Annotated in this window: 15 protein-coding genes; 3 read left to right on the top strand and 12 right to left on the bottom strand. The window is 35.4% G+C overall.

Annotated features, from left to right (window positions below):
* Positions 1–18 precede the first annotated feature (18 nt).
* From IWX80_RS06865 to trmB, 9 genes are all read right to left on the bottom strand, one after another.
* The gene (locus IWX80_RS06865; RefSeq protein ID WP_113636522.1) at positions 19–204 is read right to left on the bottom strand and encodes a hypothetical protein; all 186 of its coding nucleotides are present in this window, start codon (positions 202–204) and stop codon (positions 19–21) included.
* A gap of 4 nt (positions 205–208) precedes the next feature.
* Entirely contained in the window at positions 209–1,435 is a 1,227-nt protein-coding gene (locus tag IWX80_RS06860; protein WP_196852740.1) for a DUF4178 domain-containing protein, read from the bottom strand.
* Between the two features lie 2 nt (positions 1,436–1,437).
* On the bottom strand, positions 1,438–1,800 hold the full coding sequence (locus IWX80_RS06855; RefSeq protein WP_196852739.1) for an S-adenosylmethionine decarboxylase family protein: 363 nt from the start codon (positions 1,798–1,800) through the stop codon (positions 1,438–1,440).
* An 87-nt stretch (positions 1,801–1,887) separates the two neighbouring features.
* Complete coding sequence (locus tag IWX80_RS06850; protein ID WP_035668621.1) at positions 1,888–2,205, bottom strand: 2Fe-2S iron-sulfur cluster-binding protein; 318 nt, start codon at positions 2,203–2,205, stop codon at positions 1,888–1,890.
* 187 nt (positions 2,206–2,392) lie between these two features.
* Complete coding sequence (locus tag IWX80_RS06845) at positions 2,393–2,632, bottom strand: NifU family protein (RefSeq protein ID WP_073205171.1); 240 nt, start codon at positions 2,630–2,632, stop codon at positions 2,393–2,395.
* Between the two features lie 70 nt (positions 2,633–2,702).
* Positions 2,703–3,830: an Mrp/NBP35 family ATP-binding protein gene (locus IWX80_RS06840; RefSeq protein WP_113636608.1), complete on the bottom strand. Its 1,128-nt coding sequence runs from the start codon at positions 3,828–3,830 to the stop codon at positions 2,703–2,705.
* Positions 3,831–4,028: 198 nt separating this feature from the next.
* The gene (locus IWX80_RS06835) at positions 4,029–4,358 is read right to left on the bottom strand and encodes an MGMT family protein (RefSeq protein ID WP_196852738.1); all 330 of its coding nucleotides are present in this window, start codon (positions 4,356–4,358) and stop codon (positions 4,029–4,031) included.
* Between the two features lie 50 nt (positions 4,359–4,408).
* Complete coding sequence (locus IWX80_RS06830) at positions 4,409–5,044, bottom strand: LysE family transporter (RefSeq protein WP_196852737.1); 636 nt, start codon at positions 5,042–5,044, stop codon at positions 4,409–4,411.
* Positions 5,045–5,090: 46 nt separating this feature from the next.
* Positions 5,091–5,768, bottom strand: a complete 678-nt coding sequence (gene trmB, locus IWX80_RS06825; RefSeq protein WP_113636606.1) for a tRNA (guanosine(46)-N7)-methyltransferase TrmB — start codon at positions 5,766–5,768, stop codon at positions 5,091–5,093.
* Positions 5,769–6,001: 233 nt separating this feature from the next.
* On the opposite strand from trmB, the gene IWX80_RS06820 reads away from it, so the two are divergent.
* The gene (locus IWX80_RS06820) at positions 6,002–7,606 is read left to right on the top strand and encodes a L,D-transpeptidase family protein (protein ID WP_196852736.1); all 1,605 of its coding nucleotides are present in this window, start codon (positions 6,002–6,004) and stop codon (positions 7,604–7,606) included.
* Positions 7,607–7,748: 142 nt separating this feature from the next.
* Entirely contained in the window at positions 7,749–9,794 is a 2,046-nt protein-coding gene (locus IWX80_RS06815) for a M13 family metallopeptidase (protein ID WP_196852735.1), read from the top strand.
* Positions 9,795–9,885: 91 nt separating this feature from the next.
* On the opposite strand, the gene IWX80_RS06810 is transcribed toward IWX80_RS06815, so the two are convergent.
* Together IWX80_RS06810 and IWX80_RS06805 are read right to left on the bottom strand one after the other, a co-directional pair.
* On the bottom strand, positions 9,886–10,392 hold the full coding sequence (locus tag IWX80_RS06810) for a nuclear transport factor 2 family protein (RefSeq protein WP_196852734.1): 507 nt from the start codon (positions 10,390–10,392) through the stop codon (positions 9,886–9,888).
* A gap of 4 nt (positions 10,393–10,396) precedes the next feature.
* Positions 10,397–12,859: an AsmA family protein gene (locus tag IWX80_RS06805; protein WP_196852733.1), complete on the bottom strand. Its 2,463-nt coding sequence runs from the start codon at positions 12,857–12,859 to the stop codon at positions 10,397–10,399.
* A gap of 627 nt (positions 12,860–13,486) precedes the next feature.
* Between IWX80_RS06805 and IWX80_RS06800 the strand changes: the two genes are divergently transcribed.
* Positions 13,487–15,070 carry a L,D-transpeptidase family protein gene (locus IWX80_RS06800; protein WP_196852732.1) on the top strand — a complete coding sequence of 528 codons (1,584 nt, stop codon included), beginning with the start codon at positions 13,487–13,489 and terminating at the stop codon, positions 15,068–15,070.
* A 96-nt stretch (positions 15,071–15,166) separates the two neighbouring features.
* Here the strand turns inward: IWX80_RS06800 and IWX80_RS06795 are convergent, their stop codons facing one another.
* On the bottom strand, positions 15,167–15,481 hold the full coding sequence (locus IWX80_RS06795; RefSeq protein ID WP_196852731.1) for an HPF/RaiA family ribosome-associated protein: 315 nt from the start codon (positions 15,479–15,481) through the stop codon (positions 15,167–15,169).
* Positions 15,482–15,507 lie beyond the last annotated feature (26 nt).

The following is a 15,507-nucleotide window of genomic DNA, read 5'->3' as shown; positions in this document are numbered from 1 at the left end:
TTAGGTAGTTTTAAATTGTTATTTATGGTAAAAAGTATTTATTGGTCTTCGACCCAAAGTTTGACCGGAACTGTATTTTTCAGTAGTTTCACAATCACAGATTCTATTTCCGGAATATGTGAAAAACAAATATGCCGAATAAACAAACAATCCTATCGCAATTGAAAACACATTATTTTTCAAAAATTTTAATGCTTCATCCATAGTTTTAATTATAAGGAGAATGATCTGAATCTTCCCATCTTTTTTGTTCAAAATTGACATTTAGATAGTAGAGAGCAACTAGTAGAACTGCCATGAAAATTATGGTTAACCAACGATTTCTGCCTGAAGGCTGATCCCATAATGCTTTTATTGTCAAAGAATTATTTTGTAAATCCTCAGGAGCTTTTTGTGGTGTAATAACCAAATGGTATTTTCCGGCTGCAACGCCACAGATATTAAACTCCTCCGAAGAATTTCCCTCACTCCAGCTTTCGCCATCCGTATATCCATGATAATACTCGATATCTTTACTGGCGTAAACTGCATCATTTGTTTTTTCATTTAATAATGCAACCTGCACATTTGCCCAAGAATTATCCACTCCTGAATTAACCGCAATTGTCATAGGTGCAGAACCTCCTTCTAATATAAATGAGGGACTCACAATCTCTTTATTATTAAAAGCATCAACAGTCAGATCTTTATAAAATACCTGTTTCTCTACTTTATCTTTATAAATGAACCAGTGAGATAACAGAATCAAAATAGAAAATATACAAAAAATAATAGCAGTATTCGTTACATTTAAGAAAAAGGGTTGTACTAATCCTGTTCCTACTTTTGATGGTAATGTAAAAAACGGAAAACCTTTTCGAATTTCCTTTGTAGTTATATGTTCTCCAAAATAAGTCGTCTCTGTATCTCCATCTTTTTCAATAGAGATCATATTTGGTACACTAATATATTCTGTTGAGTGTGTCTTTTTCTTTGGTAGTGCAAAATCAAAGAAACCCTGAGCAGAAACAATTTCAACATCAGTATAATCATACAGATTCATCACAACTCCTTCGTAAGTTAGAAATTTAGGATGATTCGAAACATCAAATTTATCTTCTATTTCTTTTAAAAAAATCCAATGTCCATCTGACTCAGAGAGATACACAAACTTGTTCAATTTATCAGTCAGAACATATTCATTCCAATAATAAGCTCCATACACTTTCTTTGTAAGAATTCCAGTTACGATATATTCAATCCCTTTAAGAATTCCTTTTTGACCAATTTGCAAACCAACATGCGGAATTTTGTGATTGAATGCTCTTTCACGGCGTAATTCTTTGCTTGCGTCTGAGATATAAACACTCTGGCAGTTGGGGCAAACAAAATTTTTGACCTCAAAAACAATTTCTATAGTAGTAACCGTATTACATTGATAACAAGAAACATCCATACCTATCTGTTTATCTCAAAATCTTTAATTATGACTGCATCAAAATAATCCACATACGCTTGTGTTACAGCCTTTACCTTTGCTGAATTACCTTGTAAATAATTACATAAATAAACATCTAATGTAAGCTGATTGAATTCCGGCCAAGTGTGAATACAAATATGTGATTCTTTTAGGCAAACAGCAATAGTAAAACTGTCATTATCAAAATCATGCACTATTATACCTACTTGCTCTAATCCGTATTTATCTAAAATTTGATTAGTAATAGCAATGTATTCTTTGCTATCAGTGAGTTTTTCAATAGAATCAACCTGAAGAGTAACTAGTTTATGTAAACCAGGGGAGTAAGAATTTGAATTCATTTAAAAACGTCAATTGATTTGCTTAATACTACAATACGAATATATGGCATTTATATTACAAAAAAAATCCCTATTAAGGGATTTTTTTTAATTTTCTGGAGCCAGCTCGAGTTCTAAACCTTCAAGACTTTCGGTGATTGGTATTTGACAACCCAAACGACTGTTTGACTTTACGTAGAATGCTTCTGAAAGCATTGCTTCTTCGTCATCGCCCATTTCGGGTAATGCAACATCGTTAAGTACATAACACTGACAAGAAGCACACATGGCCATTCCGCCACAAGTTCCTTCTACAGGAAGCTCGTAGGCTTTGCATAATTCCATGATATTCATGGCCATATCTGTAGGAGCCTGTAATTCGTGCACTACTCCTTCTCGATCTTTAATTTTTATTAATACATCCATAAATCAGTTATGAGTTATAAGTTATGTGTTGTGGGTATGCAAATTTGCGTGGGGGATAGCAGCAAGCTACCGAAGTAGCGCGGATAGCCCGACGCTTTTAAGAAAAAAGGCAGCTACCCAGTATATCGAGTAGCCTTTTTTCTTAAAAGGGTCACGCCCTCCTTGGACTACGCTCAGGATGACAAATTTATAGAATGTTTACAACAGTTTCTATTTGGGGAGCAAACTTTTTGATGGTAGTTTCCACGCCGGCTCTCAGTGTCATTTGGTTTACACTGCAACTCGTGCATGCTCCTTCGAGACGTACTTTTACGTGTTTGTCGTCTTCGATGGAAATCAGTGTGATATCGCCACCGTCAGAATTCAAAAAAGGTCTAATTTCTTCGAGCGCTTTTTGAACTTCTATTGTTAATTCTTCTGTTGTCATTTTCTTTATTTAAAGATTGAAAGATTAGAAAATTGAAAGATTAAAAATCATTTTCAAAAGATTCTAATTTCTATTTTTTTACTGCTGAGCAACCGGCCATAGTAGTAATTTTAACTGCCTCAGTCGCAGGTAAATTTTCATTTCTATTTACGGTTTCTTGCACTACATTTCTAGTGATTTGTTCGAAAACGGTTTCAATAACGGAACCGGTTTGCATTGCTGCCGGACGACCGTAATCTCCCGCTTCACGAATGGATTGTACGATAGGCACTTCGCCAAGGAACGGCACGCCTAAGTCTTCTGAAAGATTTCTAGCTCCTTCTTTTCCAAAAATATAGTATTTATTTTCTGGCAATTCTTCTGGTGTGAAATACGCCATGTTTTCTATAATTCCTAATACAGGAACATTTATAGCTTCAGACATGAACATCGAAACTCCTTTTTTGGCATCGGCCAAAGCTACTGCTTGTGGCGTACTTACGATGACAACACCTGTAATAGGCAATGATTGTACGATTGAAAGGTGAATATCTCCTGTTCCCGGAGGCAAATCGACTAACATGAAATCCAATTCTCCCCAGTCAGCATCAAAAATCATTTGGTTCAACGCTTTTGAAGCCATTGGTCCTCTCCAAATTACCGCTTGACTTGGCGCTGTAAAAAATCCTATTGAAAGAATTTTTACTTCGTAGCTTTCAACCGGTTTCATTTTTGATTTTCCATCAACGGTCACCGAAATTGGTTTTTCACTTTCTACGTCGAACATGATTGGCATCGATGGTCCGTAAATATCCGCATCAAGAATTCCTACTGAGAAACCCATTTTAGCCAATGATACCGCTAGATTTGCTGTAACAGTAGATTTTCCTACTCCACCTTTACCAGAGGCTACACCAATAATATTTTTGATTCCCGGTATTGATTTTCCTTTGATTTCCGGTTTGTCCGGAACCTCAACTTTACTATTAATTTTGATTTTAGCATCCGGAGATACTAATTCAAGAATTGTTTTTTTGATATCGTCTTCGGCACGTTTTTTTATGTGCATCGCCGGTGTGTGCAATACTAAATCAACTACAACCTCATCGCCAAAAGTTATCACATTTGCTATTGCGCCACTTTCCACCATGTTTTTTCCTTCTCCAGCTATAGTAATCGTTTCTAACGCTTTAAGAATATCTTTTCTATCTAATTTCATTTTTAGTTTATTGTTTTCTGTCGGCATTTCATGCCAAAATATTATCTTTATTTAAACTGATTTCAGATTACAAAGATACTATGAAAAGTTCTTATTATAAAGGATTTGTATCGCATTTATTGATGTGAGAATTGACGGCAATTATCAGAGATATCGTTTTTTAATATCAAAAAATCTTGCGTTTTGAATTTTCAGGCTTTACTCCGCCCTAACTTCCGGTTGCCAGAAATGTTTTTCGAAATCTAAAATTTGGTTATCCACCACAACAATTCCCTCGTTTTCCAATAATTGCTGCATCAGATTGGTTCCGTCAAAATGCAATTTACCAGTAAGCAAACCCTTTCTATTCACCACACGATGCGCCGGAACATCTTCCAGACTATGAGAAGCATTCATTGCCCATCCCACCATTCGAGCAGAACGAGCTGTTCCTAAAGCCTTTGCAATAGCACCATAAGAAGTTACTTTTCCGTACGGAATTTGTCTGACTATGAAATATACTCTCTCGAAAAAATTGTCGTTTGACATGATGCTGAATCTAATAAAAAGTCTGTTTATTGTTCTTTAGCGGTAAAAAATTATCGCAGATAATACCGTATAATATTGATTAAGGTGATCAAGGATATCAATCCGGTAATGCTTCCTATGATGGTATTCATATTGCGCATCAGATAATCCGTTTTGTCTTGAATTTTTTGAAAGAAAGTGATGTAACAATAAAACACAAAAAAAGATCCTAAAACCACACCTGCTACAAAGGTAAAAACATTGGTCGTATCAAAATAAAACAAATTGTATGACGCCAATGTAACGCTTACAAAAACATAATAAGGGATAGGGAAAAAGTTAAGTGCAGAGAGCAACATCCCAAGAAAAAAACGAGTGGATGTACTCTTTTTTTTCATTTTACCTTTTTTCTTTTTTGGCTTTTTAGCAATCAGTAAGAAATAGATTGTCAATGCTGCAAAAATCCCAAAACCAACTTCGCGCAGCAAAACAATAACATCCGGACGCTCTTTTATAAATTGTGCAAAAAATATAGCAAGCGCTGCTTGAAAGAAAATTATAATTACTGCACCTAAAACAAACCAGTACGCACTTCTTTTTCCTTCCTTGAGATTCACTTTAGCAGCCGTCATATTGATTAACCCCGGAGGCGTAATCCCTACAAAGGCCGTAACGAAACCCAAAAACAAAGAAGTGATTAAATTCATAGGCAAGGTGCAAGATTAAAAAAAGAAATCTGTTTCAAATATAAAACTATTCTTTGATTTTGAATCGAATATAGGTAATTGCTTTGTTAATTTCTAAATATTGTTTTTCATAGAACGTCTGAAAAGCAGTTACTTCCTCCGGACTTCCTTCATTTACATACACATTATGATTGGCATACAAAACCTCATGCCCTTCTCCATGCAACAACCCTAAAGTATACCCATGCATGAACTCACTGTCGGTTTTTAAGTTTACCACACCGTCTTTTTTGAGGATTTTTTTATACAATTGCAAAAACTCTGAATTTGTCATTCGGTGTTTTGTTCGTTTGTATTTTATTTGTGGATCCGGAAAAGTTATCCAGATTTCATCTACTTCGTTTTCAGCAAAAATATGGTTAATCAATTCGATTTGGGTTCTGATAAAAGCCACATTATACATTCCGGTTTCAACCGCTGTTTTAGCTCCACGCCAAAAACGAGCGCCTTTGATATCGATTCCCACAAAATTTTTATTTGGATATCGTTCCGCAAGCCCAACAGAATATTCCCCTTTTCCACAGCCTAATTCCAGAACCAATGGATTTTCATTTTTAAAGAATTCTGAGTTCCATTTCCCTTTTAAAGGAAATAAATCGCCTACAACTTCTTCTCTTGTTGGTTGAAAAACATTGTTGAATGTCTCGTTTTCTTTGAACCGCTTTAATTTATTTTTGCTTCCCACTTTTTTAGAATATTTCGGCAAAATTAAGGAAATATATAAGACCGAATGCCGAAGCGGTAAAAAAATGAAAAAACGTTTTCAAAATCGCTATTTGTAAGCTGCTTTTTTTATGCAGCTCTTCGGAAAATAACAGTCAAAGTAATGACTTTTGTACTATTTCCATTCTTAACATTCCTGTTAATGCGTTTTTCACCCACAAAATATTACTGTATCTTTATACAAATAAACTTGCTATGAAAAACTTCGTTTTATCTATTGCAGTACTATTATTCAATTTTTCAGTTGCTTCTGCTTACCGTACCAATTCCAAAACGGTTACCAATACTTCTTTTGCTCAATCAATGCTAAAATACAAACCAGAAAGAAATTTCGTCAAGATTGACAGCACAGTTATTTCCAGATTTTTCAAAACATACCCAAATGTAAAAAAATACAAATCAGACGTTATTGCTTTGTACAAAAAAAGAAATTACAACTCCATTTGGTTTGACAACCAAGGAATTATTGAGTTTGCCAATTTATTATATTCCAAAGTAAATCAGCTAGCGGACGATGGGTTAAAGTCCCGATTCGCTTATAAAGAAAAAGCCGATCTCATTTTCAATAAAAATTCACAGAGCAATCTTACGGCTACCGAAACGGAACTTTTACTATCCGCAATGTATATTTTTTATGCAAAAAAAGTATACAAGGGAATTGACCTTGAAAAAATCAGAGAGATTGGATGGTTTTTACCCACAAAAGACCTTTCGTACGCGAGCCTGCTCCAAACCTTGTTAGCAGATCCTCAATTATTAGATAAAAATGAGGAACAGCTCTTTAGTCAATATTACAAACTGAGAACTGTTTTAAAAAAATACCGACAAATAGAGCAAAATGGCGAATGGAATTTAATCATTGCTGATTCTTCAAGGAGAGAATACAGGCCGGGTGACAACTCAGCAACCATTAGTCAAATAAGACAAAGACTAGCCGTAACCGGAGATTTACAACACGATTCCAAAAGCACCTTGTACGATGCCGAATTAATGACCGGAATCCTGAACTTCAAGAAAAGAAATGGTTACAACATAGATCCTATTATTACTTTGAGTCACATTCAGCGGATGAATATTCCCATTGAAAATTATATCAAAACCATTATGGTCAATATGGAACGCTGTCGTTGGATTGCTCCAGAGTTGACAAAAGCGGACGAATACATCATAATAAATATTCCTTCTTTTAAACTAATTTATAAAAGAAACGGCAAAACTGAACTAGAATCAAATGTATTTGTAGGCGGAACTATGAATGAAACCGTAATTTTTAGTAGTAATATCAGCCATCTTATCTTCAGTCCCTATTGGAATATCCCAACGAGTATCGTTCAAAGCGAAATAAAAACAGCTATGGATCGTGACAAAAATTATCTAGCTGATAATGATATGGAATGGAATAAAGGCAGAATAAGACAGAAACCCGGTCCAAAAAATCCCCTAGGGAAAGTTAAATTCATTTTTCCAAGTGCTTCCGATATTTACTTACACGATTCGCCTGCCAAAAGCTTATTTGAATCTGAATATAGAGCATACAGTCACGGATGCATTAACGTGAATAAAGCGCAGGAATTAGCATACTTAATTTTAAAAAACAATCCGGATTGGCCCGCAGAACGCATTAAGAAAGCCATGGACAGCGGAAAAGAAACTACCTGTATCCTGAAAAATAAAATCCCTGTTCACATAGGATATTTTACTACATGGGTCAATGATTCCGGTGAAATTAGTTTTTTTAACGACATATATTTAAGGGATGATCGTCTGTCCGAAATTCTTTTTTCTGATGACTCCAAATAAAACAACTACTGTTTAAATTTCAATTTGATTTTCTTAATCAGTTAGATAGAATTCCATTTTTTAATTTCAATACGCTAACAATCAAATAAATACATAGACGTAACTTTTTTTAATTATATTTGATATTCTAAAAAACCACCCTATGAAATCAAAACCATATCCAATGAAAACCCAACTTGTGTTGGCATCCTCCATTTTATTGCTAGCTGCTTTTACCACATTTGAAAAAACAGACAAAACAATTTCCGGAATTAATAAAGACAATATGGACACATCCGTTCGACCAGGCGATAATTTTGATGCCTATGTGAACGGTGCTTGGCTGAAAAAAACTAAAATACCGGATGACAAAGCCTCTTATGGTGTTGGTTATATGGTTCATGAAAAAGCACAAGAAGACGTAAAAGCCATTATCGAAGCGTCCTCCAAAGGTGATTTTGCAACAGGTTCTGATGAGCAAAAAATTGGGGACTTTTACGATGCCTTCATGGATACTAAAATGAGGGATCAAAAAGGAATTGCACCGTTACTTACTGAATACAAAAAAATTGATGCTATTACCAATTACACGGATTTAGCGGCTTATTTTGGATATGCAAACACCTCCGGAAGCAATATTCCTTTTTCAGTTTCGGTGATGGAGGATTTAAAAGATCCAACCCAGTACATGCTTATTTCCTGGCAAGGCGGTTTAGGATTACCTGATAGAGAATATTATGCTCTTGAAGATGCAAAATCTAAGGAAATCCAAAAAAAATATGTGATTCATATCGAGAAGATGCTAGAACTTGGCGGAGTAGCGAATGGGCCAGATCTAGCCAAAAAAATAATGGCATTTGAAACGGTTTTAGCCGCTCAGCATATGAAAAAAGAACAAACCCGTGACATTGTAAAACTGTACAATAAATATAAGATTACCGATTTAAAACAACTCATGCCTGATTTTAATTGGGACAGTATGCTAAAAAATGCCGGAATTCTCAATCAAAAAAACATTGTCATTGCGCAAATTGATTATCTGAAAGCGCTTAACGGAATCATAAAAACAACTCCTTTAACCACGTGGAAAGCATATCTGAAATGGAATGCAATTCACGGAGCGGCAACATCATTAAACACCGCTTTAGACAAGGAAAATTTTGACTTCTATGGCAAAACACTTTATGGAATCCAAGCACAACAACCAATGTGGCGAAGAGGCGTTGATAGAGTAAACGGTAGCCTTGGTGAAATCGTTGGAAAGGTTTATGTAAAAAAACACTTTTCCCCTGAGGCCAAAGAGCAAGTAACTTTACTAGTTAAAAACTTGCTTAAAGAGTATGGCGAAAGCATAAAAAATCTGGACTGGATGAGTCCGGAAACTAAAAAGCAAGCTTTAGACAAACTCTCGAAATTCACTCCAAAAATTGGTTATCCAGACCAGTGGAGAGATTACGCTGCCTTAAAAGTTGTTCCCGGAGATTTGTACGGAAATCAACAAAAAGCCACCACTTTTGAATACAACAGACAAATTAATAAATTAGGAAAACCAGTTGACAGAACCGAATGGGGAATGACTCCACAAACCGTAAACGCCTATTACAACCCACCGCTTAATGAAATCGTATTTCCTGCAGCCATATTACAGCCTCCTTTCTTTGATTTAAAAGTAGAAAATGCAGCAAATTACGGTGGTATTGGAGCTGTAATCGGTCACGAAATAGGTCATGGATTTGATGATCAGGGAAGCACCTTTGATGGTGACGGAGTTCTTAGAAACTGGTGGACGCCGGGTGATTTAGCAGCTTTCAAACAAAAAACGGGCGCATTAGTAGCGCAATACAATGATTTCAAAGTATTTCCAGATCTGAATGTAAATGGTGAATTTACTCAAGGTGAAAACATTGGTGATTTAGGCGGATTATCCATTGCCATAAAAGCGTACAAAATGAGCTTAGAAGGAAAAGCATCCCCGGTTTTAGAAGGCTTCACCGGCGAACAGCGCGTGCTATTAGGCTGGGCGCAATGCTGGTTGAATAAATCTCGTGAGGAAGCGTTACGAAATCAAATCGCAACCGATCCGCATTCCCCGGCAAGATTCAGAATTAATGGTGTCGTGAGAAATATTCCTGAATTTTATACCGCTTTCAATATAAAACCCACAGATTCCTTGTATTTAGCTCCAGAAAAAAGAGTCAAAATCTGGTAATTATCGTTTTATTTTAAAAAACCTCTGCTAAAAACAGAGGTTTTTTTATGCAAAAAAGTCCAAACCTAAAACATCAACTCCGAAGATATTATTATTTAGACTTCAATGTTTTTATCATCGCATCTTCCAAGGCGGATTTGACTTTTATAACTTCATTCGAGTTATCATTGGGAATTGTCATCGATAGAACATAATGTTGTATTTTCCACTCCTTTCCTATTTTCACCAAAACTCCAGAACCACGACAAATTTTCATTTGGGTATCCAGTAATTCATCAAACCAAGCAGTTTTTCCGGTTTTATCAAAAAAGACATGTCGTTCCAGAGCCGTAAAATTCCACGCTTTCCCTTTGTCAAAATGTGGTTTTGCATACGCTTGAAAAGCTGTCTTATCCCAATTTTCTGTTGCATCGGTACCAATGAAGACGGCATCATCAGTCATTAAACTGAAATAATCTTTATAGTTAGCTTCCGCTGCGGCTTTGTGCCAAGCATCGAGTGTGGCATTTATGTTTGCTTTCGAAAGTGTTTGTTGGTCCATGCTACTTTTGCATCCGGACAAACAAAAAATGATAAGAACTACCAGTAGTTTTTTCATATAATTAGAGTTTTTCATGATCTTTATTCCATCTGATTTTTATTTTTCCATCGACATCAACGGCCAATAAATGCAGTACAATTCCTTTCGTACGCTTTTCGGCTTTTTCGGCTTCATTGGTTATAAGTTCATCGTTTTTTGGATTTCTCAACGGAATAGTCATCGCTAAATTTGTACCTCTGTTGAACGAATAAACGCCATTTACGTCTAAATTCAATACATTGGAACTCACTTTCAAATCATTTACATCTACTAAATCTCCATTAATTTTAAAATTTCCTGACAAATCGCTAAAAACGATATGGTTCACATTTCTAAAAGGAAAAGCGAACTTACCTATGTTAGTAATGGGTTTAAAATCGATTAAAGCGCCTTGAGCCACCTTGAATTTAGCAGCACCGGAAAGAGAGTTCGTTTTTAATTCTCCGCCGGAAAGTAGTTTTCCTTTAAGCGCTGCCGAAGCTGTTAAAAATCCCTCTATATTTTTAGGTTCAAAAGATTGAATCCCAAAATTATTCAAGCCGGCAAGGAATCGGCCAATATTCACGCGGTTAATTTTCGCATTAGATTCGAGCAGAAAATCATCTCCATCAGGAACTAATTCCCCATCAAAAGCAATGCTTCCGCCAACGCTTTGTACCCAGCCATTTTTGACAATTAATTTATTGTTAAGCAACAAAATCGTTGCTTTTGCATTAGTCGCCTCGAGTTTACTGTAGACCATTTTGTCCGCTTTAACATTTAGCGCCATTTGGCTCATTTCAATCACGGAATACAATTCGTCTGAAAAATCATCTTTTTTATTCTTGGTTTTTGGAGCTTTTTTACCAGTACTTGTAAAAACACCTATAAACTGTTTCACGTCCAAAAAGGGAGCATAAATATCCCAGTTCACCACCATTTTTTCAGGATTCTCATAATACAATGTCAGGAAATTATCAATTTTGCCTTCCATAAAAACCATGTTCCTACGGTCTTTAAAATTAATTTTTTTGATTAATAATGCTTGTTCCGTAAAATCAAGTTGAATATCTGTTTTCACAAAAGTCAAATTCCGTGGACCATAATTTACCGTTGCATTTTTCACGGCTACACTTCCTGTGAACAACGGTTTTTGTATTTTTAACTGCACTACATCAAATTTGAAATCCAAATTCACTTTGGCCTGACCATCAGAAAAATGCATTAAATCCTCGTTGACTATCTCATTTAATCGCGAAACAGCAAAGTCCGATTTAAAACTTCCTGCAGCGGTAGTTTTCTCAAAATTGGAAATAATCCCGATTGGAATTGCAAATGGAATCGTTTTGTATTTCCCCGAAAAATCCGTTAAAGTTATGGTCGAATTAATATCATTACAACCTGCTCCTTTTTTATATTGGTTGGTGAATGTTGCGCCAAAACTGCAGTCCGTAATGATTCCGTCCGGTATTTTGAGTTCATTATTTTTAATTTTTGTCGTCACCACAATTTCCGGATCGCCCGTGGCATTCATATCGCCAATAATTGTGCAACCCACGTCAATTGGTTTTTTTAAATCAAACTGATTTATTTTAGTACTGATATTATCGCTCAATAATGCGGAAGCATCACGCCACAAAATCGTAGTTTTTATGGCAATATCAAAAGGAGACTTGTTTTTATCCAAACTAAAATGAGCGTTAATATCAAAAAACTCCTCTCCAATTCCGAAATTCTCCGTGGCAATACTAATTTGGTTTTTCGGTTCTGAGAAATCAACTTTCAAAACCCCTTCTACCATTCTGTTTTGAATAAAACTCCCTCTTTTAGTATTGAAAGCCATACTTTTAGCAAGCGTTTTCAAATACAAATTCGTGTGCCAATTCTCGTTATCATGATCTATTTGGCTTCGCAGTGCAACTATATTAAAATCAAATAATTTATGTCCCATTTGATTTTCGGAAATAAAATGTACTTGGTCTAAAACGACTTCTTTTACTTTAGAATCGGTGGAGCTTTTTGATTTTTTGCTTTTTGGCTTAGGTCTAAAAATATTCGTGTTTACAATTCCATTTTTTCCTTTGAACAAATGCAAAGTGGCCTGCTGAATTTCTATTTTGTCGATGTTTATCTCATTAGAAAGCAATCCCAAAACATTGACGCGCACCTCAATTTGTTCCGCTTTGAGCAACGTTCGCTTGTGTAAAGCCCACAAACTGTCTTTTAATTCTACTTGACTTAACGCCAAAGTCATATTGGGGAAACCCTTAAAAAACTTATAATTAATGTCACCAATAACAATTGTACCCGTAATATTTTCGTTAATTTTCGCATTGATTTGCGTGACAATTTCCTCTTTATTATTCTTAAAATAAATTGATAAAACCGCTGACGCTATCACCAAAAAAGCCACAATTCCCAGAAGTAAAAAACCAATTCTTTTGATTATTTTTCGAAAATTTATAGTTTGAAAATAAGACTTTGTGCGCTGCAAATATTGATTCATACGTATTCCTTTACTATTTTAAATAAAGGTAGCTAAAAACATTCGGTTTAAGAATTAATAATCCAAAAACGGATTTCCACACACCTTTTGAACTGCTAGAATGCCATTTTGATTTTTGGAATTTCAGGTTGCTGAATGACAGTTTTACAACAAAATTCTATCAATTTTCAATTGTTTTTTAGGAGCTATAACGTTCCATTTCTTAAGCTTTTCATTAGACTAAAATCACATGAAACGGCCTAATAATTGAGTTTTCCGTCTGATTTTGCTTTGGTAAAAACCCTAACATTATTCGGTTTTTGTCAATGTAAGACTTTATTTTTATGTTCTTTCGACAAAATTGAGTTGCAGGAACAATTTTACATATAGCAGCACTATTTATTTCATAATTTTTGGATTTCTGAAAATATATTAGACCAAAAAAACCATCTCTAAAATAAAATAAAATTCATAACTAATTAATTTACAAATACTTAATTTCTAATTTAATTTCATAAACACCCTTAAAGTAAAGGTTGAGATGCGCTTTGTAAAAGCACACGCAGTCCAAGGCTGGTAGCACCTCACTGGATTTGATGTATTTTTGTAATGCCTTAAATACATTCAAGGCGAATTAAAAGTTGATCTATGAAAAAGTTACATTCCCCAATCCTATTGGTTGTTTTTATACTGCTGTTTACCATTGTTTCCTGCAAAAAGAAAGATGGAAATATTGTGGCATCCAATACTCAAACGAGTTTAAATGCGATAGAAGTTGCGTTTGACAGCACGCAAATCAAAACATTCTTTGGAAAATATCCAAAACTGCAGCCGTATCAAGGTGAAATAGAAAAATTATACCGCAAACATCAGTTTCATTACATCTGGTTTGACAAAGATGGTCTTAATGAATTTGCCGGTTTGCTGTACAGCAAAGTGAATAATTTAAGCAAAGAAGGTGTAGAAACCGTGATACCGTACAAGGAAAAACTGGATGATATCTATGACAATCCTGAAGAAAATCAAAAAGCAACTATTGACACTGAATTGTTGAGTTCTGCACTGTACTTTTTTTACGCGGATAAAGTATATGATGGTATCGATGCTCAAAAAACTAAAGATCTAGGTTGGTTTTTGCCTCGAAAAAAACAATCGTATGTCAATTATTTAGACTCTTTGTTAATCGACCCTTCGTTAATTCACAAAGAAGAAAAAGGAGTATTGAAACAATATTACCTACTTAAAGATGTGCTGCAGGAATACCGCGCCATAGAAAAAAAGGGCGGATGGAAAGCAGTTGCATTGGATCCAAATGTAAAATCATACAAACCCGGCGACAGTTCGGCTACTATTGCACAAATTAGAACGCGTTTGTTTATCACCAATGATATTTCCAGAGATTCTAAAAGTGCTGTATACGATGACGAATTAGCGACAGGAATTTTAAAATTTAAGAAAAGAAGCGGGAATTCCCTCAACAAAACGATTCTGCCGGAACACATCAAATACATGAATGTTTCTGTTGCGGAACGTATCAAAACACTAATGGTGAACATGGAACGTTGTCGTTGGATTTCGAATGACATCACCAAATCTAAGGAACTAGTTGTGGTGAATATTCCAGCCTATGAATTAACTTTTTTCCGAGATGGAAAACCAGAATTACACTCTAAAGTTGTGGTGGGAAAAGCCATGCACAAAACCGTAATTTTTAGTGCTCCCATGAAATACATAGTGTTCAGACCGTATTGGAATGTGCCAACCAGTATCCTTAAGAAAGAAATTCTTCCTGCCATTGAAAAGAATCCGAATTACTTGGAAGAACACGACATGGAATGGAAAGACAATAATGTAAGACAAAGACCAGGACCTGAAAACTCATTGGGATTAGTGAAGTTTTTATTCCCAAATTCGAATGCGATTTATTTGCACGATACACCGTCCAAAAGTTTATTTGGAAAAGAAGATCGCGCTTTTAGCCACGGTTGTATTCGTGTGGCCAAGCCTAAAGAACTAGCCGCCGCGATTATGAAAGATGACAAGAAATGGAATCCTGCTAAAATAGAAACGGCAATGAACGACGGAGAGGAATATTGGTACACGCTAAAAAATAAAATTCCGGTATACATTGGTTATTTCACCTCTTGGGTTGATGAGGAAGGCGTGGTTCATTTTTATGAAGATGTTTATAAAAGAGATGAAGCATTAGCAACCTTGCTGTTTGATAAGTAAAAACAGACGCTCTTTTTCCAGACAATAACAACCAAAAAAAAATGACACTATCTTATTTAGACAGTGTCATTTTTTTGTTTGCCAAAAGGCAACTATTTAATACGTTTTCTTTTTCTCGAAAGTTGTTTCCAACACTTTTTTGATTTTGTCTAAGGCACCGTGAAAGGCTTTTTCGGTAGTATCCGCATGATTGGTCACTGCTACCGGCTGCATGTTATTTGGTCTTGCTTCGATCAGGCATCGTTTGTCGTTTACGCCACCTTTATCGCTGTTTTCGTCACCAAGATGCACCTCTAAACGGGTTACTTTATCTTCAAAACGCGCTAAAGTCGTTGCTATTTCTTCCGCTATATACGCTTTCAAACGTGCGTTTCCTTCTACATTGTTGTCTGTGTTGATTTGTACTGTCATGTTTTTATATATTTAATGTTCTCTTT

Origin of the sequence: Flavobacterium sp. CAN_S2, assembly GCF_015752255.1 — a bacterium.
GTDB lineage: Bacteria > Bacteroidota > Bacteroidia > Flavobacteriales > Flavobacteriaceae > Flavobacterium.
The sequence above is the reverse complement of the archived record's forward strand: the minus strand, read 5'-3'. Positions and strand labels throughout refer to the sequence as shown.